At 50.2% G+C, this 23,688-nt stretch carries 15 protein-coding genes; 6 read left to right on the forward strand and 9 right to left on the reverse strand.

Annotated elements, in window-relative coordinates:
- The first annotated feature begins 132 nt into the window (after positions 1-132).
- Positions 133-1,044 carry a hypothetical protein gene (locus G8759_RS12165; RefSeq protein ID WP_167208292.1) on the forward strand — a complete coding sequence of 304 codons (912 nt, stop codon included), beginning with the start codon at positions 133-135 and terminating at the stop codon, positions 1,042-1,044.
- Between the two features lie 105 nt (positions 1,045-1,149).
- Positions 1,150-2,634, forward strand: a complete 1,485-nt coding sequence (locus G8759_RS12170; protein ID WP_167208294.1) for a phosphatase PAP2 family protein — start codon at positions 1,150-1,152, stop codon at positions 2,632-2,634.
- Between the two features lie 74 nt (positions 2,635-2,708).
- Here the strand turns inward: G8759_RS12170 and G8759_RS12175 are convergent, their stop codons facing one another.
- From G8759_RS12175 to G8759_RS12195, 5 genes are all read right to left on the reverse strand, one after another.
- On the reverse strand, positions 2,709-3,992 hold the full coding sequence (locus G8759_RS12175; protein WP_167208296.1) for a lanthionine synthetase LanC family protein: 1,284 nt from the start codon (positions 3,990-3,992) through the stop codon (positions 2,709-2,711).
- A gap of 9 nt (positions 3,993-4,001) precedes the next feature.
- Positions 4,002-4,988: a T3SS effector HopA1 family protein gene (locus G8759_RS12180; protein ID WP_167208299.1), complete on the reverse strand. Its 987-nt coding sequence runs from the start codon at positions 4,986-4,988 to the stop codon at positions 4,002-4,004.
- Positions 4,985-6,106: an aminoglycoside phosphotransferase family protein gene (locus G8759_RS12185; protein ID WP_167208300.1), complete on the reverse strand. Its 1,122-nt coding sequence runs from the start codon at positions 6,104-6,106 to the stop codon at positions 4,985-4,987. The genes G8759_RS12180 and G8759_RS12185 overlap by 4 nt, the downstream gene beginning before the upstream one ends.
- 83 nt (positions 6,107-6,189) lie before the next feature.
- Entirely contained in the window at positions 6,190-6,963 is a 774-nt protein-coding gene (locus tag G8759_RS12190; RefSeq protein ID WP_167208302.1) for a hypothetical protein, read from the reverse strand.
- A gap of 135 nt (positions 6,964-7,098) precedes the next feature.
- Positions 7,099-9,273, reverse strand: a complete 2,175-nt coding sequence (locus G8759_RS12195) for a hypothetical protein (protein WP_167208304.1) — start codon at positions 9,271-9,273, stop codon at positions 7,099-7,101.
- Positions 9,274-9,648: 375 nt separating this feature from the next.
- Here G8759_RS12195 and G8759_RS12200 point away from each other — a divergent pair, with 375 nt between their 5' ends.
- Positions 9,649-11,700 carry an alpha-1,4-glucan--maltose-1-phosphate maltosyltransferase gene (locus tag G8759_RS12200; protein WP_232074220.1) on the forward strand — a complete coding sequence of 684 codons (2,052 nt, stop codon included), beginning with the start codon at positions 9,649-9,651 and terminating at the stop codon, positions 11,698-11,700.
- Between the two features lie 70 nt (positions 11,701-11,770).
- Here G8759_RS12200 and G8759_RS12205 read toward each other — a convergent pair whose 3' ends face one another.
- Positions 11,771-13,006, reverse strand: coding sequence for a M16 family metallopeptidase (locus G8759_RS12205; RefSeq protein WP_162386250.1), 1,236 nt, complete (start codon positions 13,004-13,006; stop codon positions 11,771-11,773).
- Positions 13,007-13,036: 30 nt separating this feature from the next.
- Here G8759_RS12205 and G8759_RS12210 point away from each other — a divergent pair, with 30 nt between their 5' ends.
- Positions 13,037-14,056, forward strand: a complete 1,020-nt coding sequence (locus G8759_RS12210; protein WP_167208309.1) for a glycosyltransferase family 9 protein — start codon at positions 13,037-13,039, stop codon at positions 14,054-14,056.
- A 54-nt stretch (positions 14,057-14,110) separates the two neighbouring features.
- Here the strand turns inward: G8759_RS12210 and G8759_RS12215 are convergent, their stop codons facing one another.
- The 3 genes from G8759_RS12215 to G8759_RS12225 all read right to left on the reverse strand — a co-directional run bounded on the left by G8759_RS12215 (position 14,111) and on the right by G8759_RS12225 (position 20,195).
- Entirely contained in the window at positions 14,111-15,703 is a 1,593-nt protein-coding gene (locus G8759_RS12215; protein WP_167208311.1) for a hydrolase, read from the reverse strand.
- A 211-nt stretch (positions 15,704-15,914) separates the two neighbouring features.
- Positions 15,915-17,456 carry a sensor histidine kinase gene (locus G8759_RS12220; protein ID WP_167208313.1) on the reverse strand — a complete coding sequence of 514 codons (1,542 nt, stop codon included), beginning with the start codon at positions 17,454-17,456 and terminating at the stop codon, positions 15,915-15,917.
- Positions 17,457-17,549: 93 nt separating this feature from the next.
- Entirely contained in the window at positions 17,550-20,195 is a 2,646-nt protein-coding gene (locus tag G8759_RS12225; protein ID WP_167208315.1) for a DUF7133 domain-containing protein, read from the reverse strand.
- Positions 20,196-20,486: 291 nt separating this feature from the next.
- Here G8759_RS12225 and G8759_RS12230 point away from each other — a divergent pair, with 291 nt between their 5' ends.
- Both G8759_RS12230 and G8759_RS12235 read left to right on the forward strand, forming a co-directional pair.
- Complete coding sequence (locus G8759_RS12230) at positions 20,487-20,966, forward strand: hypothetical protein (RefSeq protein WP_167208317.1); 480 nt, start codon at positions 20,487-20,489, stop codon at positions 20,964-20,966.
- 639 nt (positions 20,967-21,605) lie between these two features.
- On the forward strand, positions 21,606-23,651 hold the full coding sequence (locus tag G8759_RS12235; RefSeq protein ID WP_232074221.1) for a xanthine dehydrogenase family protein molybdopterin-binding subunit: 2,046 nt from the start codon (positions 21,606-21,608) through the stop codon (positions 23,649-23,651).
- Positions 23,652-23,688 lie beyond the last annotated feature (37 nt).

Genomic DNA, 23,688 nt, shown 5'->3' on the forward strand with positions numbered 1-23,688 from the left:
ATTGTTTTTGGTACGTATCATAAGACATTCCTGATTCTGATCGTTACTAGCAAAGACCACTGGCACAGAATCACCCAATTTAATGGGAACGATACAGGCTAACGGCTACCTTTACCTGCCTAAAGCAGAATTATGCGATTTATACCATTCACATTCGTTGCTATTGTCCTGCTGAGCCTAGCCCGGCCAATACACGCTCAGGGCTTAGTAGACGGCTTTATGCGCGGTGACCGTAAGGCCAATTTAGGGATTTCTTATTCGCAGGAAACCTACGACTCCTACTACATCAACAAAACCCAGACGCGCGATCCTAATCTGGGTACAGTCACGTCGCAGGCGGTTAATCTGTATGGGAGTTTCGGTCTGGGTTATGACCTCGACCTGGTCGTATCGGCACCCTATATTCGTACCGAATCCAGCGCGGGTTATCGACAGAAACAGGAAGGTTTTCAGGACATCTCGGCCGCATTGCGGTGGGAGGCCTACGACTACAAGTTTGGGAAAGCCCGGCTATCCTGGCTGTTTGCGATTGGTTATTCAATGCCACTCCAGAATTACATGAACGACGATCTGATTGCGATTGGGCGTGGTTCTAAAAATCTCGATGGTCGTACGATGCTTCACTTTAAAAGCGGCCCTTTCTTCCTGACAGGCCAATACGGCTATATTCGGCGTGGTCAGGTCACCCTCGACCGTGTCGTTAATTACTATGATCCTGATCAGCCAAATTCAAACAGTGGCTCCAAGGTCAATGTGCCTGACGTAACCGAGCTGATTATTCGAACGGGAATTGTTACCAAGCCGCTTTATGTAGACGCCTGGTTTCAGCAACAAACGCCTTATAGCAAAGGAACGAATATTGCGCCGGGCATTCCATTTCCAACAAATGCAGTTGGTTTCTCGAAGGTAGGGGCTACGGTTTATCTGAAAGTTGTGGGCCAGCTCGGTTTAACGGCGGGTTATAGCACAACCCTCGATGGGCAAAATATTGGTAAGTCTACCCGAGTGACGGGTGGGTTGGTAATTGGGCGGATTGCCAGATAATGTAGAGTAAAACAGAGCCACCATGAGCACAAAAAGGCTCAATGGTCTCAAGAAATTCGTCGTGTACATTTCATCTACTTCGTACGCTTTGTGATCAAATCAAGAATGAATAAGTTACTTTCTATCGTTTCCTTAAGCGTTCTCTTCCTGTGGGTATCGGGCTGCAAGGAACCCGTTATCGACGAGGGTGTTCTGCCGTTCAGCGAACCGGCTACGGTGGATCCCAGTGGCGGAAACTGGCGAACGATTGTCCTCAAATCCGCAGCTGATATTAGTGTTCCGCAACCCGATGCGATTACTTCCGATGCCTACAAAAGCGAATTCGCTCAGGTGAAAAATGGCGTAGCGAGCCTGGAACCGGAAAAAATTACGGCCATCAACTATTGGGCAGTTGGCGGAGTGACCCGCTGGAACCAGATTGCCCGTCAATTAGTAGCGAAATACAATACTGAATCAGGTAATCCGCTGGATGCAACGAACTCACCGGCCAGTTCGCCGTTTGCGGCCCGACTCTATGCTGCGCTCAGCATTGCACAATATGATGCTTTGGTCGTAGCCTGGCGAGCCAAGTATCAATACAACCGCCCTTCGCTGGTCGATCAGGGGGTGACCACCCGCGCACCCATTGCCAACGTACCCTCGTATCCGTCAGAAGATGCCGCAGTTGCTGAGGTTTCGTGTCAGATGCTGGCTTATTTCTTTCCGAATGAAGCGCCCTGGCTTAAGACGAAAGCGGCCGAGCATAAGCAGAGCCGGATCTGGAATGGGGCCAACGTATCGAGCGATATAAAAGGGGGTGAGGATATTGGGGCTGCCGTAACGACAAAAGTGGTCGATCGGCTTAAAATCGACCGTTTCAGCACGGCCAGCGACCCGAATAACACCTGGACAACCTTGCTTGCCAAGGCACCTTACGATGTTAAGTGGACAAGCCTGATTATACCGACCCGACCGCCCATACTGCCTTTAGCAGGAAAAGTAAAAACCTGGTTCGACTCAACGGCAATTGCCAAAAGCCTTCCTGCTGCGCCCCCATCAACAACATCGGCGTCATTTCAAAAGGATTTGACAGAAGTTCGCACGATGGCAGACGCCCGCACCCGCGATCAATCACGCATTGCGGCTAAATGGGACGATGGCACCGGCACCTTTACGATTCCAGGCCATTGGAATATGATAACTGAAGAGTTTATTCATCAATATCGCCAGAACGAACTTCGGGCCGCCCGTACCTATGCGCTCGTGAATCGTGCCCTACAGGATGGGGGTACGGCCTGCTGGGTAACCAAATTTGCCTATTTTGTACCCCGTCCTTCGCAGATCGATCCAACCATCAAAACGGCAACCATTATTCCCAATACGCCGGGTTACCCATCCGAGCATGCCACCTTTGCGTCGGCTGCTACGGCAGTTTTACTTTATGTATTCCCGGAAGAAGCCACTGCGCTGAATGCACAGCTTACTGAAGCAACGTTGTCCGAATTGTATGGTGGCACTTCGTTCCGATTCGATAATGAAGCCGGGGCAAAGCTTGGTGCGGCAGTTGGTGCCATAGCGGTTGAATCGGCCAAGGCCGACGGGTCGAAGTAGGGAAAGAGTTTAAAAATTACGCGCTAAAGCCAGCTTTGTAGTGTTTGACCATCTCAAACACGATAAAGCTGGCTTTAGCGCATTATAAGTGCCGATTTATAGGTCGTTGCATCAGCCAGCCGCAGGTAAAAATAGCCGATACCTGATAAGCCGAGCATAAAATCAGGAATCTGAAAGGCGTTGTATAAGCCGTTCGCCCACAGGCCCGTCTGGTGGTAGCGTTCCTGTCCGAGTTGGCCAATGGTTGTTGCCTGCGTGTGCCAGTCGGGCATGGCCAGAATGTTGGCAGCTTCCAGCAATACATCCGCATTACCAGCCAATCCGTGACATAGCGAAAAATTCATCTGCTGATCCCAGGTGAGCTGTTTTGACGTTGTATGCAGAGCTGTAAGCGCTTCGGTTTTCAGCGCCGGATGCCGGGTGAGTTCATACCCGCGCAACCGCGAGAGGGCAATGCCGGGTGCACCATGACACCAGGCACACGAACAGGTTGGGTCGGCCGATTCTTCAGTAAGATTGTAAGCCGTTGGCTGGCTTTTCATGCGGAAATCGGGCCAGTTCTGCTCCTGCTGATTGAAAAAGGCATTTTCGTACCGCAAGCCCTCAAAGGCAGTATCCTGATAACGAACATCCTGGGTCAGTGCGAACGATTCGAGCAGGGCGTTGACAATGCCTGCAACCCCATGAGCCAGCCCGGTTAGGTTCCGATGGTCGGCACCCATGACGGTATTCCACGACGTGCCTTCTGGCGACCGTTCGGCTTTACTCACCAACTGATCGGCGAGCTGAACGATGAGCGAACGAAGTGCGCGCGACGGCTGGGCACGTTCTAGCTTGATCAGGGCCGGAATGGCACCAGCTGCTCCGTCAATTACATCGATTCCGGCCTGTTGCACATCGAGTTTCGTAATCCTGTCGAGCAGGTGATGTCCCTGAATAGCCAGTTCGTCATCATGTAGCCACTGTCCCGCCTGAATCGTTGAATAGGCAATACCTGTCCAACCGGCAAAGAAACCTAAAGTCGAGTTTGCAGGAATGAACTGGGCTGTTTCCAGGGAATTTTGCAGGGTTCCTATCGCTGTTTTTCGGATAAGGCGATCGCCGGTGGCATTGTAGAGGGCTGCCAGAAAAAACGCTACGCCCGCTGATCCGGAATAAAAATCGGCTTCGAGCGATTTGAAATAAGGCTTGGGATACTCAAAAGCCGGGTCATTGGTCGATGACAAAAAGTTGCAGCGAGAGCCAAACCAAATCGCATCACGGCATAGAGTCCGGCCAATTTGAGCGGCTGTTTCAATAAAACTCGTTTCGAGTGTCGTAGCTGTAGTTGAAACCTGAGGGGCGGTAAGCGTTTCCATGGGCCGGATTTAGTTAGTCGAATGAGTGGGGAAGGTGTAAGGGTACGTTGACTGAGGATTGCGGTAGGGTTGATCAAGCGAAAGACCTAGCTTGTCGAATAGCGACTGCACGGCTTCGTTGTATGTTTCGCCAGATTGCTGTTTTGCTACGGCATTGGCAATTCCCTGCGCAATAAGACCACTTCGGCTTGTCCCGAAACTTTCGCTTGGGTTGGGTGGACTTTCGGCAAAGCCAATGCCCGGTGCGATCAATCGGGTGAAGAGCGGAATGGACGGTTGTAGCCAGGGTTCCAAATCAGGCAGTGCTTCCGTCAATAAATCCAGTACAACATTCACGTATGGTTTTGACAGATAAAGCACAGCCGAGTCGCTGCGACCATATAAATCGGGATGGTTGAGGCATTTAAATTGAAAGGGTATCCGATACGTATTGAGCGTCTGCGTCACCCAGGACACCAGCCGAAGACTGCCTTCCGGTGTCGAGTGAAAATAGAGCCGGGTCTGTAGGGTAATCGAATCCTCGCCGGGCTTTTGGCCGAATACATAATAAAAGCCACTCTGTAAATCCCGAAGTTCGCGGTGCATGAGTAGCCTGACTGTATCCCCAGCCTGTGCCGGTCCGCGCTTCGGGCTGTCGTAAACGAACTCGCCCGCATAGACCATCCGTCGGTCATTGCCTTTCGTGACGTAGGGTATTCCGGCCTGGTCTACCGTTTCGACAGACCAGGCCGTGTCGAACGTTTCAACGCTATGGTTGTTTCTGCTCAATTCGTCCATAAACGAATTGTCGGTCGGCAAACCAGCGAGAGTTGGGGCAGCTGTATCGGCGGCACAGTAAAAATGCTGATAGATCAAACCCGCTAGGGTCACCTGTAGTGTATCCGGTTTATAGCTAGTCTGATAGCCGTCAATTTTAAGCGTTATCTGGCACTGAGCCTGATCAATGTGTAATCCGTTGAGGATCGCATCGAGTTGCTGTTCGTAGTGGGTTTTCATAGCCGTACCGCGTTTGGAATACCCAGCACTGACCAGATCGCTTCGTCAGGTGAGCGTAGCATGTTTAAACTTAATTGAAGCAGACGGGCGCTGTGGAGCGGCATGGCCGAAGCCTGCTGAATCGTTTCATAACAGGTATGAATCAGTTTCAGAGCGCAATACCCAACAATTTTGCTTAGGTTGGTATCCGCTTCTTCGGCAGTCCAGTCCATTAAGCGAATGTAAGTCTGCCAGAACTGACGCATGGATGGTTGCATGGTTTCGAGCGAGAAGCCATAGCTGGCATAGGGGTTTTGTGCCGACTGGCCCTGTAGAGGTTCGTAGTATATCCAGTAGAACAGATAGCTCTGGAAAATAGCCGCAACATCCCAGCAGGGGTCGCCAATATCGGCGGTTTCCCAGTCAATCAGGCGCAGATCGTAACGACCCGTTGACAGAGCATCCTGATTGATCAGGAAATTAGCCGGTTTAATATCGCCGTGGATGAGACTGGTTGCCTGCCACTTCTCCCGAACGGCTGACAGCCGTGTCATATAGTCTTCGTTTTTCGTGATCAGTTGTACCATCTGGCGCTCGGCCTGACTTTGCTGACCCGAATAGGCCGGAAAACCCGATGAACTCCACAAAAACACCACCGGCTCCTGTTTCCTGAACAGTCGAAAACTTGGTGCTTCCTGTACGGATCGGGCAATGGTTTTGTGGAATGAGCCAAGCAGTTCGGCCTGACGTGTGGCTAATTGTAGCGGAAACGACCGCTGTTGTAAATAAAAATCGTTGAGGCTTATGGCCCCCTGTACTGCCTCTGTAATCAGAATGTGGTTTTGTGAATCGAAGGCGAGGTAGGGGGGCAGAAATTTTCGGAGCTGGGCGTATTCTGCTTCATTCTCGGCAAGCCAGTAGCAGGTAGCTTCTGTGCGTAGGGTCTCTATTTTCTCCTGATCCCAGGCTTGTACCTGTTTGACGAATAGTGAGCCTTTATCGGCATCCCGATTGATGAGGTAGTTCGTATTGCGGCTGGATGCCAGATGAGCTGTAAACCGACCATCGAGTATCGATTCGGAAGATAGGTAGCCTTTATCCAGCAGATAGTGGGCGATAGTAAAACCAGTTAGTAGCATAGCCTGAGTGGGAGTTAAGAAACAGCGACTGGCAGCTGTAGCCTTTTGGGTAGCTTTGGAATTGCCAGTCGCTGCCAGTCTAATCAATACATATACGGATTGAAGGTGCCGTAATAACCACCCATCTGCGTCGTGTCCGGCTGACCGCCCATGAATCCGGCACCACCCGGCTGTCCAAATGGTCCGGCGGGGCCGACCGTTGGCTCGGTGGTTGGGAAGGTAGGCGTCTTTGTGATCGGGAACCGATCCCCTGGAATGCAGCAAACGGTTCTGAAGCACGATTTACCGCAGAATGTAATCTGACAGGTTGCAAATCCACACTGGGTAACGAAACAGGTCCGTAATTGACAGATGCTTATTCTCGTCCGGCAAATGATTGGCGTGGAAACGCAAATCTGACAAACAGAAACCCGGGTTAATGGCCCGCACGCAATACCAATCGTTGCCGCCTGGAGCGTTGTGTCGGGCTGTCCGGCAGCCGCAAATCCCTGCATCTGCGTCGTGTCGGGTTGACCGAATGCGCCATACTGCTGCATAATGTCACCTTCCAGAAAGGTACTCCTGGGCCGGTTGGCCAGCTTCGGGTCACCGTGGGTAACAACCGTATCGGAACGGATCCAGATTCGGCTTCCACCCAGCGATGATTCGGTTGCACTTAGTTTAAGGGCATACACGATGGCTTCTTCGGGTACTTCGACGAAGCCATTCAATGAATCGTCGGCGTATACGCGGATATGGCCGCTCTCCGACGATTGGCCAATATAGCCCTGAAGGAGCGTTACCTGGTCGGTATTACGTGGATCAGGGCGCACGGCCCCCACCCAGTCGTCGTATTCGAACTTTGCTTGATCTGCCATGATAAAAAGGGTTTAGAATTAGTCAGTATAATCCGGTTGATTGGATTCGATGTAGGTGCTGGTAATTAAGGAGCCTACAGCATTGCCCCGCTTTTAGGCGAAACAATGCTGTAGGCTACAGGGCGTTAGCTGGCTCTAAGGCTCTTTAAGGGCGTTTTTAGCCTGCTCCCGAATCAGCTTGCGCACGTGTGGGCGGCTGGTTTGTTTGCCCAGGAAGTTCACCATGTCGGTCAGCGTTTCTTTTGCTGCCTCGTCGTTGCCTTCCATCGATTGCGCTTTGGCCAATTTGCGCATAGCCATATTCAGTGAGATGTTATCCAGCCCGATACTCGCCTTCGACCCGACACCTGCTTTCGACTGGTCGACAACGTCCGTTAACAGGGCTGCACTCTCGGTTGGCTTGGCTGATCGAACGGTTAGTTCTTTATCGTCCGTGATCGACTTAAAGCTCCGTTGATCATTCACGCCTTTAGCCAATTTGGCATACATCGTGAGCGGATGCGTTGGGAATTGATCGATTATCTGGTCAAATGCTTCATTTCCAGCCTTGAGGTAGGGAGAATCAGAGCCTAGCAGATAAAAGAGCTGGCCCTGATCATCGCCCAGAAGTAGGTCGGCTACCGAATCGTCGTCGGCCGATAGGGGCGATTTGACCCTGATTTTGATAATGTCGGATACAATCCGTGATCCATCGAGGTGGAAATAAGATGCCCGGATCTGGTAGGTGCCCGGCTGGTCGAAGTAGAATCCGTCTTTGCCGTAGCCGATATAAGCACTGTCGTAGGCCGAAGGGCTTTCTTCGGTAAGCAGTTTTATATCCGGTTCCATCAGGTATTCGGCCAGCGGTTCATAGGTTACCACCTTTCCGCCTGGTTTCACAATACCGATGTGTACGTAGCCGAATTTGGGATGGATACAGGTATTGGCCGATTTGCCTAGGGTGCTGGTGGTGCGTAGACGAATCTCGACGACTACCGGTTCTCCCAGCGCAAAACTTGGTTTCGCTTCCAGTTCGATTTGCAGACCTGTATTGTTCTCAATAGTATCGGCAAACAGATCGCCCGAATCAAGCGCAGCACCTTCTGTAAAAGGATTACCGCCCATGATGACCTTATCGCGGAACGCATGCCGTAAATGAATCAACTCCTGACTGTCGAACCGGAAATCAAAGGAATTCCAGAAAGCAGCTGGTCCTCCGGGAAAATTCCACGGATAATTCATCCAGGATAGAGCCGATGGGCGATTAGGTAGCGCTGGCTGGGCATAACTTTTCTGCCACGAGTGCATCAGGTTGAAGCAGTGGCCGAGTTCATGCACGTTGGTGTACAACTGAAGCCTGAGCTGATCATTGGTGGTGCCACCGATACCCCGGTAGAACGTTGCGCAACCCTGACGCTGCCGCCCCTGCTGATCGAACATGATGCCATACAAACCCGGTCCCAGATCGTGCTGATACGAATGAAACAGCCATACTTTCCACTGCGGAATGTTTTGCCACAGCGCGAAATTTGCCTGCATCGCGTTGTGTAACTCGGCGTCGCTCCAGGTTCCATTGGCGCCAGCACCACTGTTGGCGATCACATTGGTCGTACCCCCAATCTGTATGTCGATGCCTGCTTCCCGGTAGGACGGAATAACGCCCAGGGTTCGGGCTGCCCCGCCCGATGGTAAACCGCCGGTATTGTAGGAGTTGAATGGTGTTACACCAACCAATGAATCCTGTTCCAGCACGACCGTGCGGAAGTAGCGGGATACATAGTTACACTGATAAGCGGCACCCGGAGCGTTGTTTGTTACTGAAAACCAACGCAGTTGTGCGGGTGCCGGTGATTGAAAGATCGTTGTTCGCTGAATCGTAATCTGCAACCGGCGGAAATCCGTTGTCCACGTACACTCGGCAGTACCCGTAAGCGTGGCTTGTGTAGTGGTGAACGTTACACTAACTACATTGACGATAAATGACCCGAAATACGTTTTAGTCGCGCCCGATACCGAGTAGTAATCACCACTCACACGTTGGGTTGGCCCGACGCCATCGACATCGACCCGTAATTCCAGTTCATAGCCGCTCGAAGCAGCACTACGGTAGCTTCCACTCACCCGGTTCTTTACCAGTGGTATCGGTGGAATCGGCAATTCAGGAATCAGTTCCTGAATGGTATCATGAAATGTTTCCGGATCGGCAACAATGGGGGCGGCCGGATTCGGATCTGTGGGCCCAAACAACTGCTCTAACGCAAATTCGGTTGCGTTATGATCAGACAGCGTTGTGCCGTTCTCTGGGTCATTGGGAGAAGGTGATGTGAACATGAAAAGGGTTTATTTAAGATAGCCCGTGACTAAATCGTTCCACAGGAATGAACGCTTCAATGAAACCGAATCAATGAAGTAGGTGCGTTGGTTTGGTAAAATTATAGTATTGGTAGTCAGTGTTTTAGCGCACAATTACTCGTTTTTGCAGCGCAGGTAAATGGTAGGATTTTGGGGCGTAGATGTACGCATTGTGGGGGTAAGCTGTTTACCATTCAGAAGCAAAAAACGACTAATGTGCGTTTTCTTCGTAACATTGCTTAACGGTCAGAATTACTCCCAAATGGATTAATTAACATACATGAATTACGAATGAACTCACCGAAAAAAAGATCGAAGGAATCTGCATTACCTACTACCGGCACAGCGTTAGCCGTGCCAGCGATATCAGTTGTTGAGAATATACACCCAGCCTCCGACTATCCGGCCCGATCCGGTCAGGTGCGCGTGGCTATTGAGCATGTAACGCCCGAACTTGACGGTGGCCGATTTCCGATAAAAGCAACTGTTGGTGATGTAATCGCTATTGAAGCTGATGTTTTTGCTGATGGTCATGATCATTTAGCGGCTTTGCTTCTCTACAGGCATAGTGATGAGTCTGACTGGACTGAAATGGCCATGACGTTGCTCAACAATGACCGTTGGGGTGCATCCTTTATTGTTGAAAAGCAGGGCCGTTACGTTTATACAATTGAAGCCTGGGTCGACCATCCGGCCTCATGGCAGCACGAAATTCATCTGAAAGTAGCCGATGGGCAGCGTATTACGAGCGAACTGCTGGCTGGTGCGCAGTTTCTGGATGGAATGTTTAAGCGAGCTGGCGGGCAGGAGATAAAAGCAGGGAAGGGGAAAAAGAAAACACCCGTGGCGTCAGTTGACGAATCGGCCGATGCCGCTGCACTACGGGAGATGGCTGCGTTATTTCGGGAAGAGAGTCGTTATGACGAAGCCGTTTCGGTGGCTGAAAGCGATCAGTTTACGTTCTACGCAAGCCGGTATCCCGAACGCCAGTACCCAACCCGCTATGTTCATGAACTTGGTATTGAGGTTGATCGCACCAGGGCTGGCTTTAGCACATGGTACTGCCTGTTTCCCCGTTCGGCTTCGCAGCAGGAGGGCGTTCATGGTACGTTTAAAGATGTTGAAGCCTTATTGCCACGTATTTCGGGGATGGGTTTCGATGTGCTCTATATGCCGCCTATTCACCCGATCGGTATGGCTTATCGTAAAGGGAAAAATAATTCGGTTGTTTGCCAGCCTGGTGAACCTGGGGTTCCATATGGTATTGGCTCTCCTGAAGGCGGGCATGATGCGATTCACCCCGAGCTAGGCACGGTAGACGATTTTAAGCACCTCATTGCTATTGCAGCCAACTATGGCATGGAAGTCGCGATGGACCTTGCCATTCAGTGTTCACCTGACCATCCGTGGGCAAAGGACCACCCCGAATGGTTTAAAAAACGGCCCGACGGCACCATTCAGTATGCCGAGAATCCGCCCAAAAAATACCAGGATATCTATCCGATTTATTTTGAGACCGACGACTGGCAGAACTTATGGGACGAATTAAAGCGGGTTTTACTGGTTTGGGCCTCATGGGGTATTCGCATCATTCGGGTCGATAATCCGCACACGAAACCGTTTGGCTTCTGGGAGTGGATCATTGCTGAAGTAAAGCGTGAGTTTCCGGATATGTTGTTTCTGGCCGAAGCGTTTACAAAGCCCAAGGTGATGCAGGAACTGGCCAAACGGGGCTTTTCGCAGTCTTATACGTATTACACCTGGCGCAATACGAAGGCTGAGCTGGAGGAATACATGACCGAGCTGACACAAGACGAGATCAGCTATTTTTTTCGCCCGAACTTCTGGCCAACAACCCACGACATCAATCCCAATATCCTTCAACCGGGACACGAGCCGCAGTTCCTGATTCGCTATTTCCTGGCGGCAACGCTATCGAGCAACTATGGTATTTACGGCCCATCGTTTGAGTTGATGGAATACGTTCCGTTCCCAAATAAAGAAGAGTATTTAAACTCGGAGAAATACGAAATCCGGCATTGGGACTGGAATAAAACCAATAAACTCACTTACCTCATTACGCTGGTGAACCGCATCCGGAATGAGAATGTGGCTTTACAAAAGACAAATAACCTGACGTTTTGCACCGTTAGCGATGACGCTATTATGGCTTACCTTAAAACGTCGGGCGAGAACAGACTGCTTATTGTCGTCAATACGGAAGCTTACGGCCGTCGGGCGGGTATGGTTCAGGTTCCGATCTGGGAGTTGGGTATCGAACCAGACCAGACCTATTCAGTCCACGATTTACTGACGGAAGCCTATTACACCTGGAAGGGCGAATGGAATTATGTGGAGCTCGACCCGTATGTGCTACCTATGCACCTGCTCCGGATTGAAGTGTAACTAATTATAAACGTGATGTCGGTTTAGGCAATGTTAGCGCTCCTGAAACCGACATCACGTGACTGAATACCTACTTTTCGGGTACGAAGGTCAGGGAACTGAACTGGCCTTCATCGAAAATTTCCTGAGCCAGCGTTTGTAACTGATTGGCTGTTACGGCTTTGATGTCGTTAAAAATGTCGTTCAGCGCTTCTACCCGATCGATGTCGAGCAGACTTTTGGCCATCATGAGCATGAAGCTATTATTGCTTTCTTCGGCCATAGCCAACTGGCCAATAAGCTGCTCCTTGGTTTGGTGAAGTTGCAGGGTCGTGAGCGGCTCTTCACGAAGTCGCTTTAGTTCCTTGTTGATCAATCCGATGGCTTTCTCCACTTTCTTAGGGTCGGTACCGAAGTAAATACCCAGAAAACCCGTATCCAGATAGGGCGTGTAACTGGCGTCGATGGAATAGACCAGCCCGTATTTCTCGCGTAAATTCAGGTTGAGCCGGGAGTTCATACCGGGTCCGCCGAGCAGATTGACGAGCATAAAAAACGGTAGTCGACGCGGATCGGTCAGGCCATAAGCCGGGCGGCCAATTGCGCATTGTGCCTGCGTAATCGGGCGTTCTACCCGGTTGTGGCGTGGTACGTAATCCGTTGGCATCTTGCGAAGCCGTGTCGTATGCTGGGCCGGTACATCACGAAAATATTTTTCGGCTACTTTAACGACCTGCTTAAATGGCAGGTTGCTTACGGACGCAAATACAATTCGGCTGGTGTCATAATTCTCGGCAATGAAGCTCTGCAGATCTTCGCGCCGGAACGAGCTGACGGTTTCGGTGGTGCCGAGGATGTTGCCACCAAGGGCATGGTTAGGAAAGACCAACTCATCGAAATCGTCCTGAATGGCATCCTCAGGTGAATCATAGTACATGGCCATTTCTTCCAGAATAACACCCCGCTCGCGCTCGATCTGTTTTTCGGGAAAGACCGAATGAAACGTTATATCCGACAGTAGTTCAGTTGCTTTCTCAAAATGAGCACCCAGCACGGATGCATGAAAACAAACTTTTTCTTTCGTTGTATATGCGTTTAATTCGCCACCAACCGTTTCTAGTCGTGTAATTATGTGGTACGATTTTCGTTTCTCCGTACCTTTGAATGCCATATGTTCCCAAAAGTGGGCCAGTCCCTGCTGGTGTGGTTGTTCATCTCGGCTTCCGATATCAAGCATGATACCACAATGAGCAATCTGGGTATGCGGTATCTGTTTGTGAGCGATCCGGATTCCGTTTGGCAGGGTATAAACTTCGTAATCTTCCATTCTTAAGCAATTGACGCTCTAGGCGCACTAATGATAACCGTAACTAATTCGCCCCGGTTCCTGATTAGTCAAACAGCCTTTATTGGCGACGTGATTCTGGCAACGGCTCTTCTGGAGCAGTTGCATCAGGCCCAGCCCGATGCAGTGCTGGACGTTTTGGTTCGCAAAGGTAACGAGAGTCTGCTGGCTAATCACCCATTTGTGAATGAGGTATTGATCTGGGATAAAAAAGGAGCCAAATACCGAAGTCTCTGGACACTACTTCAAACCATCCGTTCCCGGAAATATGATGCCGTACTCAACCTTCAGCGGTTTGGTACAACCGGTTTGTTAACTGCCTTTTCGGGCGCGAAAACAACCGTTGGCTTTACGAAAAACCCCTTTTCGCGATTTTTTACTCATCGAATCGAACACCGGATCGAGCCAGGTATTCACGAAATACAGCGGAATGCTGAATTGCTGAAACCGTTAAATCTGGCTTCGCCCATTGTGCGGTTGACTCGCCCAAAGCTCTACCCGTCGGTAGCTGATTACAATGCGGTCAGGATTTATCAGAATAAACCCTATATCTGCATTGCGCCAACATCGGTCTGGTTTACAAAGCAATATCCATCCGAACGCTGGATTGAACTAATCCAGAAGTTGCCGGGTAGTACCGTGATTTATTTGTTGGGAGCGCCCGCCGATGCCCAGGCTTGTAATGCGATGATCGCACGGGCAGGGTTAGCACCGGGATCGGTCATTAATCTGGCGGGGAGGTTAAGTTTATTGCAATCAGCGGCTTTGCAAGCCGGGGCAGCTATGAACTATGTGAACGATTCGGCCCCCCTGCACCTGTGTTCGGCAATGAATGCGCCAACAACCGCCGTTTTTTGCTCGACGGTGCCCGAATTTGGCTTTGGCCCACTGGCCGATCAATCGAGAGTTGTTCAGACGACTGAAGAACTCGATTGTAAACCGTGTAATTTACATGGCAAGTCGGCATGTCCACTGGGACACTTTCGCTGTGCCTGGGGAATATCAGTTGACGAAATGGCCCATTTCCAATAGACTCTCTACGGAGAATTGCCTACTGAAAACGGGCCACTGATTATTGAGATTTTCCTACTGAACTTTTGCCAGCCACAAAGATGCATTGATATGCAAAGCCGGGTGAGACGTGTAACCCGATGGAACATCGCCCGACCATCCGTTGAACAGATTGTCGTTCGTGTCGCCGGTGCCATCATCGGCCGGAGAGCTATCGCCAATAAAGACGACACGACCATTTCCGTAAGTCGATAGAAGGGCCATTACACTGGTGGTGCTGCCCACCGTACCGCTCATTCGCCAGAACAGACCCTGAACGGAAGCGTTATTGGTCGGGTAAAGCGTAGCAGTGGTCCCATTGTAAAAGGCCAGTTTAGACGCTGTACCGGCTAAACCGCCTAACACCTTCTGGGCATTAGTGTTTGTGCCTGTATATACCTTCGTTGTCGGTTGTTCGCTGATGTCAACATAATCTACGGTGAAACCAAAGGGCTTGTTGTTGTTGATGCCATTGTTTGACATCAGATCGTTCCAGACGCGTGGCGAATCGTAGCCATCACCATCTCTGTCTGATGGATTGTAGCCATTTGGATCGGTGCCGGTTAGTGAAGGAGCCGTATGGTCGGCAACCATCATCAGTCCGCCACCATTCGCGATAAAGTTCATCAGCGCTGTCTTTTCGGCCGTTGTGAAAAGACGGTTTGGTTCCACCACAATAAATACGTCGTAATTACTCAAATCCTGCGCGTTGGATGCGTTGCCATAGGTAAGCGATGCCGTGTTGGGTAACGTTTCTACCAGATTGCCACGTTTTACCAGATCAACCGCCCATGCCGAAATTCCCCCTTTCCAGTAGGTTTCGGAGGTTGTTGCGGTGATGCCTGTATAAGAAGGCGTTGGATAGCGCTGTGCCTTGGTTTCTACCGTAGTTCCACCGGTGTAGATCGGGACGCTTTCGGTGCCATCCGCATCAATCTGCCAATCGGCACTACCTGCATTCTCGCGTTTGCTGGCATCAAATAAAAACTTCTTGCCCGTAGGCGTACCGCCCCCCGCGTTGTCGTTGATGACAATGTCGTCAATATTGATACGGTTCGTTGATCCGGATAGTTTTCTGATCTCCAGGCGGACAGTACCCGATACATTAAGCGTAAACGTTTGGGTCTGAAGCGTAGTTGTGGTCGTAATGGTTGAGCCAGCCTGAGCCCAGCTACTGCCACTGTTAACCGAGTACCACAATCCCCATTGGCTCGCAGCATCGCTGCCGTAGGTACCATGTTTGATCGTAACGGTGCTGGCTCCCGTTGTGACGTCGAATAGCATGGTGATCTTCCCCGAATTCCGAATCCGGGCCGACCAGGAGCCTGCTTTTAAATCGCCACTTAAGTTGCCGATCAGGGCATCATATAGATTCCAGGATTTCGATTGGAGGGTAACGTTGTCGCCACTGGATGAGCCCGTTGGAGTGACGTCATAGGCTGTTTTGGGACTACTGGCTCCCACTTCAAATCCTTCTGATAAAGTGATTGCCTGAAGCCGGGCTGAGCCCAATTGACTCACGTTTGTAACCGCGGGTGTAAACTCGTCAAGAGAATGGCAACCTGCCAGTACTGCTCCAACAACCAGGCAGGTAATGAGCGTGTTCTTTGTGGTGAACAAATTGAGCATCAGAATAAACGTTTTAGTGATTTACAAGTAAAAACCCTGCAAAAATCTAAATTCTTACTGATGACAATTTAAGTAAAGTATTACTATTCTGTTACGTTATAAATCAATAAGTTTCTTTACGGACATTTTCGTAGTAGCCGTCATCTGTCAGTTCTGGAAAAACATGGTGTTTATTTTATGGGGAATAAAGTTATAAAAATAGACTTGTAGCTTAGTAGTTTTGTGGTGTCGCGGGCAGATACACATCAAATGTCGCCCCTTCTCCTGGCTCACTCGTTGCCGTGATGGCTCCTCCATGATTTGTTACCACCTTCTCACAAATAGCCAGCCCAATGCCCGTTCCTGCGTACTGGCTTCGGGTATGAAGTCGTTGAAAGACCTGAAAAATGCGCCCAAGATACTGCTCATCGAATCCAATACCGTTGTCTGATACGCTAATGCGGTAGTAGGCTGGTGCCTGCCGACTGGGTTTTATCGTTGCGGGTAAGTCCGTTGCGGTTACCAGCTGTGAACAGATCCGAATGTGAGGTGGTGCCGCTGGTCGATGAAATTTGAGAGCGTTGGACAGCAGATTCTGAAACAACTGCTGTAGTTGCGATGCGTCGCCTGATACGGTAGGCAATGATTCTACCTGCACGTCGGCCTGCTTTTCCTGAATACTCAAAGCCAGATCATCCAGAACCCGCTCCACAACCCGTTCCAGCGAAACCGAAGTCGGGGTGTCATGATGGGTGGAAATTCGGGAGAAATTCAATAGATCCTTAATTAGAACAGCCATGCGCCCAGCTGCCGACTGCATGCGTTCGAGATGGTCTATGCCAGTACCTAGCTGGTCGGCGTAGTTGTTCTTCAGAATATCGCCGAACGATTGAATTTTACGCAAAGGCTCCTGTAAGTCATGACTGGCGATATAAGCGAATTGCTGAAGACTTTCGTTGGATCGTACCAGTTCTTCATTGAGCGATTCAAGCTGAAGCTGTGTTTTCTTTAGCTCAGTAATATCCAGAAACGATAAAACGATCCAGTCGCCGTGTCGGACACCCTGTACCTCATACCATAGATCATAGCCTTCGTAGGTGTAATGATTCTGATAGCGGAGGGGAACGCCACTTTGCGCCAACTCTTTATACTGTTGCCAAACCCCACTGAGGCCAATACCGGGGAAGACTTCCAGCATGGTTCGACCAATTAATTCTTCGGCTGGTCGGCCCGTCATTCGTTGAGCCATTTGGTTAATGAGCTCATACCGCAAGTCGATCACTTCGCCAGTATGGCTATCCCGAATGATTGAATAGAGACCAATGGCTGTAAGCGCACTATCGGTAATAAATTTGAGTTGCTCGGCCTGCTGTTGACGGGCCATTTCGGTTACCTGCTGCGTTATGTCCTGCATCGCGCCCACCATCCGCACAGCCTGGCCGTCCTGAAATAGCGTATATCCCCGGTCATGTACATAAGCATAGGACCCATCGTTTTTCAGGAACCTATACTCGTCAGACCAGTTCGTTTTCCCCTGTTTGATGGTGTGATAAATACTGTCGTGAACACGCTGCCTGTCGGCGGGATGAATTCGGGTGACCCAAAAGTTGGCGCCGTCCTGGATGGTTCCGGGTTGATAGCCAAATAAGTCCAGAAAGCCTTCATTCCACCACACCTGATCGGTTAGCAGGTTCCAGTCCCAAACCGCGTCGTGGGTAGCTTTGGCCAGTAATTCAAACCGTTCATGGGCTAGTGTAGCAGACGGCTCATTCATGTCACTCATTCATTACATAAGGGATGCTTACAAAAATAAAAGATTATTCATTCATCCCATGAAACACCATCAACTAAGTAAGCTTACGGCTGGTTACTTTTTCTGTTGAGATAGAAAGGTGATAAGCGAGGCAAATTCCTCGTAAGACAACGCATTGACCAGCCCCGTCGGCATCATCGAGGTTTCCATTTCCTTGCGACTGATTATATCCGACGCTTTCAGGGTATAAACCTGCCCGGTAATATCGCGAAGAACAATTCGTGTTGACGATTCTTCGGTAATAAAGCCCGTATAGCTTTTGTTGCCTTTGGCCGTGATGAGAACCGTAGCAAATCCCTGCGAAATGGAGGCATTCGGTTTGAGAATTGACTCAGCAATCTGGTCCCGGTTCATAATCGAACCGATTTGCCCCATAAAAGGGCCTTTCATGGTTTCGCTTTTAGTCAGGCTGTGGCAGGCTACGCAACCCTGCTGGGTAAACAGCGTTTTCCCTAAAGCGGCATCGCCTTTAATCCGGGCCATTGCCAGCATCACATCTTCAATGGACGACTCGCCAATCTGACCTTTTTTATTCCGGATTTTATCCAGATCTATTTTTACCTCTTCTTTGGCAACCACTGGCTCATCTCCGCCCAGTTCACTGATCTCCATGCGATGCCTGCTGTTCAGGTCAGCAAAAAATGGCTTATCGCTGGATTGATTCCACTCCCTGATCAGAAAATCTTTGATCGTAGGCGAAGATTCCCACGTAATAGCTTTGTAATAGGGACCATGTGTATCGGGGCGGGTACTCCACCACCACGAACCGTCATAATCTGCTTCTTTTTTGTACAGACGGGCCAGCGTGATCAGCAGTTGCTTTTTTAGGGCTGCATCGGCTGTGGCAGTATAAGCGGCTAGCAATCCATTGACCGCTTTAGAATCGTGCATGTAGCGTAACGCCCAAAGCGCAAGCGTTGAGTTGGCTGACCCTATGGCCTTCACGCAGGCGTCGACGGCCTGGAGGCTAACCAATGCCCGAACAGCCAGATGCGCCGGAATTATGGCCGAGTTAGGTGTAGCATGTGGCCCTTCGATACCAATAGCTGGGGCTGTGAATGAAGCGGGGACACTGACCTGCAACAGCGCCGGGGCGGCTTCCTGCCGACCGAGTCGGCCAAGACCAATAATGGCCGCGATCTGAACCTGGGGCGAGGGGTCTTTTAATCCAGTCAGGAAGGGTTCAATCGGGACCTTACTCAGCATCGGTTTCTGATCCGACAGGGCACGAAGAGCAAAGGCCCGCATCTCGTTTTCAGATGTCAGGGTTAGCAGTTTATCGATGCCGTTGGTGCCAGTAGCCTGAGCGTAGGTATACATCCCGGCGACCCGCGCATAAAGTGGGATGCTCTTATCTGCTGCAATTTTCCAGGCTACCGGGGCCGTTTTCTCGGAAGGCCGGGTCAGCAATTCCTGCTGAGCGGCTAAACGGGCCACGGCACTACCAGATTTCAGGAGCGAAGCCAGTTTTTTTACCGACATTTTTCGAATGACCGGGAATGGCTTGTAAGCCCAGTTTTTAGGAACAGCCCGCACCACAAATCCTTTGCTGGGATTGCCCGAATAACCCGCACCATCCCAGGCCGATAGGTATACACGACCCGAAGCATCGACATCCACATCGGTGATTTGTGCCAGTTTAATAAACTCTTCCTCTTTTTGGGTAAAACTGGCTCCATCTGGCGTAAGGCGGTGAACAAAGAGCTGGCTTCTCCCCCAATCGGCCATCATCGGAACGTGGTTGTATTGATCCGGCCAGGTAGAATCGTCCATGAACAAAGCACCTGTCCCGGAACCTCCACCCAGATCAACCAAAGCAGGTATAATTTCATCGGTAAACTGTTTGAACAGAACCGGATAACCATACTCTCCAGACTGGATCTGATTGCTGAACCGGATGTTCCAGCCCCCGCCATCATTGGTATTGTCGCGGGTAAATATATTCATGTATGGGTCGATAGCTACGTCATAAATGTTCCGTAACCCGTGTGTATAGATCTCCATCCCGGTTCCATCGGGTCTTACTCTGACAATACCTCCGCCCAGCATGGTTAATTTTTTGCCAGAGCGGTCTGTCGCATCATGAAAGCCAAAATCACCGACGGCAATATAAATCCAGCCATCGATTCCCATGCGGATGCCGTTGGTAGCGTGGTCAGTACCCCGGCTTTGCAGAAATTTAGGCGAACTGATGTGTTCAATGAGGGGCCGTGAGGGGCCATCTGCAACGCCATCGTGGTCTTTATCGTCAAAAACGACCAGATCCATGCCCGAAGCGATACCCGTTTCTTTTGAGAAGGTGGTGTGCAAAACAAATAGTTGATCGCCAACCGGCAGAATACCCCGTGGATTATCAACCATTGCAAAGGTGGTATGCTGATCTATTTTGCCATCGTTATCGGCATCGACCAGCCTGACAATGCGTCCCTGCCCAGGCTTTTTACCAAGCGAACCAATCATATCGACGCCTACGTATACCTCGCCAGCCGGTGCAACCGCCAGACAGGCAGGGCTTGGCGTCAGATCGGAACCAGCAAACTTGATTAAACTGAGTTCGGGAGGCCAGGTGGTTGTTTTGGGTAAGGAGTCAACCCGGTTAAGACTGTTTGAGGTTGCCTCTGTTTTAGCAGTCTCCCGGTTTGTGTTATGCCAGAATAAAATAAAAAGAGCTGAAAAAAGCGTTAATGTAGATTTTATCATGATTTACAAAGAGCATGTATTTGTTCCAGATCCAGCCGACTGGTGTTAAAGGATGCTCATGCTAATAAAAGTCCTTTCACATAAAAATCATACTCTATTTGCCCGCCCATACTATTATCATTGATGTAGCCTTTCGGTTATTCCGACCGTGGGTAAGCCAGAATGCCGTAGAGATTCTTATGCCTTCCTGGTAGGTTTGGTTAAGTAACAATGGAATGTGAGTCCCTTGAATTCGGTAGAAAACGGTAGTCGGCTTGCTTTTAAGGCTAAATCCTCCTTCCATTTTCAATTATGGCACGTTCTCAATCGCTGCTTCGCACTTGTTTACAGGCTGGCTTGCTAGCCGGGACCCTTGACGGAATAGCGGGGCTTTGGCTGTATTATAACGCTACTGGTAAAAATCCGCTGGGTGTGTTTCCCTACATCGCTAGTGGCGTTTTTGGTCGGGCGGCCTTCGGTGGAGGATGGCCAATGCTGGCATGGGGTGTTTTCTTTCATTACTTGATTGCCATGCTCTTTGCGGTGTTTTTCGTCCTGATCTCCGGGCAGATAAGATGGCTCCGTCGGCACTGGGTGTTAGCGGGATTACTCTACGGAGCTTTTGTCTGGGCGGTGATGAATCTGGGAGTGGTTCCTCTGTCCAACGTATCCAGAGGTCCGTTCAATCTGGCCAATGCCATCCTCAACCTTGGCATTTTATTGGTGAGCGTGGGCTTGCCGATCTCATGGGTAACCAGCCGGAGCGAGCCAATTGGTCAGTTGAGTAAGTGAAACAGGAAGAAGCAAGATCGATGCCCTGAAATTGATCGCGTACACTGGGCTATGTAAAGGACAAATCCGACGCTTAAAATAGGTAAGCGCCCATAGCGATCCGCAAGTGGGCCAAAGAAAATCTGCCTAATCTGACCTGAAAAAAAAGTGTAACAATCAGGTATTCGTTTTATCCATGCAGATTGTTTTGCCTGATCTGGCTTTTCGGCCTCTCAATTAACAGGGCAAAGATGACTTCAGGACGTTAATGCGGTGTGAATGTGTCAAAGTAGAACTTCCTTCGACAATAACTTCCTTCTAACCAATTGCCTTGTAAGAATGATGAACGATTGTCAGCCAAAAAATGCACTTGATCCCTACAGGTACGCCGGTGGTCAATCTCTTTTTTTCCTTCTCTGCTGGTTGCTTTCTTTTGTCCGGTTGTGGTAACCAGGCAGTGTCGGGGAACTGTTGCCGATGCGGGACGTATCAGCGTAGCCGTAAAGCCATTCATCTTGCCGCAACGCCTAAACAAGCTGGCAAAAAATGACCAAAGCTAAGCCTATTAATCGTAGAGATTTCCTGAAAATCGGTACTTGTGCTGCCGGAGGCCTGTTAATCTCCCTGGTTATACCTGCCAGAGCTACCCCGCGCTTAGCCATGGTATCTGCGCCAGCAACAGCTACCCTGAATGCGTTTCTGCGGATCAGCGAGGATAATAGCATCCATATTGTCCTGTCAAAAGTGGAAATGGGACAGGGTATCTGGACAACTTTACCGATGCTCATTGCCGAAGAACTGGATTGTGACTGGAACAACATCAAGGTAGAACACAGCCCCCCAGGAAAGGCGGCTGATTTTACCGAACCTTTAATCCGAAGCTCTACTGGCGGATCGGAGTCAACTGTGTCTGAATTTGATCGCTATCGACAGGCGGGTGCAACAGCCCGAACGATGTTGGTGAGTGTCGCAGCAAAACGATTTGGCGTCTTACCGCAGGATTGTCGAACAGAAAATGGGTATGTCTTAGCTGGTACAAGGCGTCTCAGCTATGGTGAAGTGGCAACCGAAGCCTCAACGTTACCAATCCCTTCGGTTAAACTTCGAGACCCTAAAGACTGGAAGTACATCGGTAAATCGCAAAAGCGGCTGGATAGCCCCGACAAGCTGAACGGTAAAGCAAAATATGGCCTGGATATTCAGTTCCCCGGTTTACTGGTAGCCCTTGTTGCCCATGCTCCTGTTTTTAGCGGAAAAGTAAAGTCAGTTGATGCTACGCCGGCAAAAGCAATACAGGGTGTTCGTGCGATAGTCCAGATTCCTTCGGGCGTTGCTGTGCTTGCCGATCATTTCTGGGCCGCCAAACTTGGAAGGGATGCTCTGAAAATTGACTGGGAGCCTGGCGAGAACTCGGCTATAGACAGTAACGCGCAACGGGAAGAATACAGAAAATTAGCCAGTACAGAAGGGGTAATCGTTCAGAAAAAAGGCGATGTGGCTTCAGCGTTGAAAAATGCCGTTAACACGATCGATGCGGAGTTCTATTTTCCATACCTCGCCCACGCACCGATGGAACCGCTGAACTGTACCGTGTCGATTTCTGACGATAAATGCGAAATCTGGGCGGGTACCCAATCGCCTTTACTGCATCAGGCAGAAGTCGCTGCGTTTTTGGGGTTAAAGCCTGAACAGGTCGCGTTTTACACACCTTTTCTGGGAGGCAGTTTTGGTCGGCGTGGTTCCTTTAGTTCTGACTGGATCATGGAAGCAGTCCATATCGCTAAAGCAAGCGGCAAAGCTATCAAACTGGTATGGTCGCGGGAAGACGATATTCAGGGTGGCTATTACCGACCGGTTTATGTGCATCGTGTGCAAATTGGCGTCGGCTCCACTGGATTTCCTGTAGCCTGGCAACACCGGATTGTTGGGCAATCCCTTTTTGTGAACACGCCTTTAGCCGATGTAATCGTTCAGAATGGGATTGATTATAGCTCAGTAACGACAGGAAGGCCTTACTCCGATGCCATTCCCGATCATTCGTTTGAGTTACACACCACTACTGTTGGTGTTCCGGTTCTGCCCTGGCGATCTGTAGGGAATACGCATACCGCCTTTGTTATGGAAACGCTGATTGATGAACTGGCGGTGCTGGCCTCAACCGATCCTGTTACCTATCGACGCATTCTGTTGAACCATCATCCACGGCACCTGGCTGCGCTCAATCTGGCGGTCGAAAAAGCAGAATGGAGCAAATCCTTGCCTAAAGGGGCATTTCGTGGTGTAGCGGTTCACGCAGCAATGGGCAGTTATGTTGCACAGGTAGTTGAGTTATCGATTGACAACCAGCAAATACGGATACACCGTGTCGTTTGTGCTATTGATTGCGGGCTGGCGGTAAATCCCGATGGCGTTCGAGCGCAGATGGAAGGGGGCATCGTTTATGGCCTGACAGCTGCGCTTTATGGCGAGATAACCCTGGAGAATGGGCAGGTAAAACAAAGTAATTTCCATGACTACCGCATGCTGCGGATGAATGAAATGCCAGTGATCGAGGTGCATATCGTGCCGAGTACAGGAAGCATGGGCGGGGCTGGTGAACCAGGTGTTCCTCCCATTGCGCCGGCGCTTGCGAATGCACTTTTCGCAGCTACCGGCAAACGGTTTCGGCGCCTGCCGATTCGACTGGACGATATTGGGAAGCCCTAATGTTGACGAACAGATTCGCAGTGGGAGCTAAGAGTAG

Source organism: Spirosoma aureum, assembly GCF_011604685.1.
GTDB classification, from domain to species: domain Bacteria; phylum Bacteroidota; class Bacteroidia; order Cytophagales; family Spirosomataceae; genus Spirosoma; species Spirosoma aureum.

Coding starts and splice junctions, on each gene's coding strand:
- G8759_RS12165 (WP_167208292.1), top strand. CDS start 133: ATGCGATTTATACCATTCACATTCGTTGCTATTGTCCTGCTGAGCCTA.
- G8759_RS12170 (WP_167208294.1), top strand. CDS start 1,150: ATGAATAAGTTACTTTCTATCGTTTCCTTAAGCGTTCTCTTCCTGTGG.
- G8759_RS12175 (WP_167208296.1), bottom strand. CDS start 3,992: ATGGAAACGCTTACCGCCCCTCAGGTTTCAACTACAGCTACGACACTC.
- G8759_RS12180 (WP_167208299.1), bottom strand. CDS start 4,988: ATGAAAACCCACTACGAACAGCAACTCGATGCGATCCTCAACGGATTA.
- G8759_RS12185 (WP_167208300.1), bottom strand. CDS start 6,106: ATGCTACTAACTGGTTTTACTATCGCCCACTATCTGCTGGATAAAGGC.
- G8759_RS12190 (WP_167208302.1), bottom strand. CDS start 6,963: ATGGCAGATCAAGCAAAGTTCGAATACGACGACTGGGTGGGGGCCGTG.
- G8759_RS12195 (WP_167208304.1), bottom strand. CDS start 9,273: ATGTTCACATCACCTTCTCCCAATGACCCAGAGAACGGCACAACGCTG.
- G8759_RS12205 (WP_162386250.1), bottom strand. CDS start 13,006: ATGGAAGATTACGAAGTTTATACCCTGCCAAACGGAATCCGGATCGCT.
- G8759_RS12210 (WP_167208309.1), top strand. CDS start 13,037: ATGATAACCGTAACTAATTCGCCCCGGTTCCTGATTAGTCAAACAGCC.
- G8759_RS12215 (WP_167208311.1), bottom strand. CDS start 15,703: ATGCTCAATTTGTTCACCACAAAGAACACGCTCATTACCTGCCTGGTT.
- G8759_RS12220 (WP_167208313.1), bottom strand. CDS start 17,456: ATGAATGAGCCGTCTGCTACACTAGCCCATGAACGGTTTGAATTACTG.
- G8759_RS12225 (WP_167208315.1), bottom strand. CDS start 20,195: ATGATAAAATCTACATTAACGCTTTTTTCAGCTCTTTTTATTTTATTC.
- G8759_RS12230 (WP_167208317.1), top strand. CDS start 20,487: ATGGCACGTTCTCAATCGCTGCTTCGCACTTGTTTACAGGCTGGCTTG.
- G8759_RS12235 (WP_232074221.1), top strand. CDS start 21,606: ATGGTATCTGCGCCAGCAACAGCTACCCTGAATGCGTTTCTGCGGATC.